The organism is Pseudomonas sp., assembly GCF_049590575.1.
In the GTDB taxonomy this organism is placed as follows: domain Bacteria; phylum Pseudomonadota; class Gammaproteobacteria; order Pseudomonadales; family Pseudomonadaceae; genus Aquipseudomonas.
The window spans coordinates 1-1991 of the sequence record NZ_JBAWDE010000122.1 but is presented as its reverse complement, the minus strand read 5'-3'; the positions used below and the strand labels follow the sequence as shown (position 1 = coordinate 1991).

Here is a 1991-nt window from a genome sequence, read left to right as displayed (position 1 = left end):
GTGGAGGGTTCCATCCCTAACGAAAAGATCAAGAGGGAAGGTTATTGGGCGGCTTTTGGCACCAACCCCGACACGGGTCAGCCCATTACCACCAATGAATGGATCGACCGGTTGGCGCCCAAGGCTCTCGCTATAGTAGGCGCGGGCACGTGCGCAACCTATGGAGGCATTCACGCCATGCAGGGCAATCCGACGGGAGCCATGGGCTTGGCCGATTATCTCGGCTGGGACTGGCGCTCCAAGGCAGGCTTGCCGATTGTCAACGTCCCAGGGTGTCCAGTCCAGCCGGACAATTTCATGGAGACGCTTCTTTATCTGTTGTATCAAGTGGCCGGTCTCGCGCCCATGATTCCACTGGACGACCAACTGCGTCCCACTTGGTTGTTTGGTAAGACGGTTCACGAGGGCTGTGATCGCGCGGGTTACTACGAGCAGGGAGACTTCGCGGACCACTACGGCTCGCCGAAGTGCATCGTCAAACTGGGTTGCTGGGGACCGGTGGTCAACTGCAACGTGCCCAAACGCGGCTGGATGGCGGGAATCGGCGGCTGTCCCAATGTGGGCGGAATCTGCATTGGCTGCACTATGCCGGGCTTTCCCGACAAATTCATGCCATTTATGGACGCGCCCCCCGGCTCCCACGTATCCGCCGGCACGGTTGGCATTTATGGACGCGCCGTTACAGCATTGCGCGGCATCACCAACCATACCGTGAACAAAGAACCGAAATGGAGACATCCGCGCGCGGAGCTCACCACCGGTTATCATCCACGATCCTATTGAATCCTGAGGCACGATCCTATTAGATTCCAAGACCGAATTCGAAAAGGGGCTAAATGAGCACGATTACGGCACCGACAACTGGCGCGCCTTCCAAGCCGCGCAATCTGGTGGAGATGAATTGGGACCCGATCACAAGGATCGTGGGCAGTCTCGGCATCTTTACCAAGATCGACTTCGACAACCGGGAGGTGGCGGAGTGCTACAGCACCTCGTCGATCTTCCGCGGCTACAGTATTTTCATGAAGGGCAAGGATCCGCGCGACGCTCATTTCATCACCAGCCGGATCTGTGGAATCTGCGGCGATAATCATGCCACTTGCGCCACATACGCGCAAAATATGGCCTTCGGAATCCGGCCGCCCGGCATCGCCGAGTGGATCGTGAACCTGGGCGAAGCCGCCGAGTACATGTTCGACCACAACATCTTTCAGGACAATCTGGTCGGCGTCGATTTCTGCGAGCAGATGATCAAGGAAACCAATCCGGGCGTTTGGGATAAAGCCCAACGAACGCCCGCCAACGGCGCGAAGCTGCACGGTTTCAAGACCATCTCGGAAATCATGACCGCGCTCAATCCGTTCACGGGTTCGTTTTACCGCGAAACCCTGCAGGTCAGCCGCATGACCCGCGAGATGTTCTGCCTGATGGAAGGCCGGCATGTCCACCCCTCAACTCTTTATCCGGGCGGCGTGGGGACCGTGCCCACCGTTCAACTCTTCACGGACTATATGGTCCGCCTGATGAAGTATGTCGAGTTCATGAAGAAAGTAGTCCCACTGCATGACGACCTGTTCGATTTCTTCTATGAAGCGCTGCCGGGGTACGAGAAAGTAGGCCAGCGCCGAATTCTGTTGGGCTGCTGGGGCTCCTTCCAGAATCCCGATGTGTGCGACTACACCTACAAGAACATGGCGGAATGGGGCGACGCGATGTACGTGACGCCCGGCGTGGTTGTGGATGGCCAACTGGTGACCCACAACCTGGTCGACATCAATCTGAACATTCGGATTCTGCTAGGCAGCTCTTACTATGACGACTGGCAGAAGTCGGAGACCTTCGTCAAGAACGACCCGCTGGGCAATCCGGTAGATCAGCGGCATCCTTGGAATCAGACCACGGTTCCCCGGCCGCAGAAGCGCGATTTCAAAGGAAACTACACCTGGGTAATGTCGCCGCGCTGGTTTGACAAGCGTACCGGGCACCATCTG

1 protein-coding gene and 1 pseudogene are annotated in these 1991 nt (G+C 57.4%); both read left to right on the top strand.

The genetic code is table 11. The features are described 5' to 3' along the window. Window positions 1-783 (top strand): annotated as a pseudogene (locus WBR57_RS09870) (hypothetical protein); the annotation flags it as partial. Between the two features lie 53 nt (window positions 784-836). Next, window positions 837-1991 (top strand): nickel-dependent hydrogenase large subunit (locus tag WBR57_RS09865; RefSeq protein WP_424083664.1); only part of this gene is annotated, 1155 nt, incomplete at its 3' end.